Origin of the sequence: Clostridium sp. C105KSO13 (assembly GCF_001517425.1) — a bacterium.
GTDB lineage: Bacteria > Bacillota > Clostridia > Lachnospirales > Lachnospiraceae > Muricomes.
On record NZ_FBWL01000025.1, the window covers coordinates 1 to 420 of the forward strand.

At 50.7% G+C, this 420-nt stretch carries 1 rRNA gene; it reads right to left on the bottom strand.

Features of this window, described 5'->3' with window-relative positions:
- Positions 1–420, bottom strand: a 23S ribosomal RNA gene (locus BN3456_RS00075); the annotation flags it as partial.

A 420-nucleotide genomic window follows, 5' to 3' on the forward strand; every position in this document is an offset into this window, starting at 1 on the left:
GTCTACTCCGACTGACTTGTGCTCGCCCTATTCAGACTTGGTTTCCCTTCGGCTCCGGGCCTTTAAAGCCCTTAACCTTGCCAGCCGGCGTAACTCGCCGGACCGTTCTACAAAAAGTACGCGGTCGATGGCTATGGATTCACCTATTCTCATGATAAACTGTGGCTGGTACGGTTGTGAGTACAAGGAAACTCACACAGGCGTAGTTGTCTACGCCGAGTAAGTTGACGCTGTAATCACTGCCGTAACAGCTACAGGGCTCATGAAGATAGGTGAATCCATAGACACACCTCCCACAGCTTGTAAACATATGGTTTCAGGTTCTCTTTCACTCCCCTCCCGGGGTCCTTTTCACCTTTCCTTCACAGTACTATGCGCTATCGGTCACTAAGTAGTATTTAGCCTTACGGGGTGGTCCCC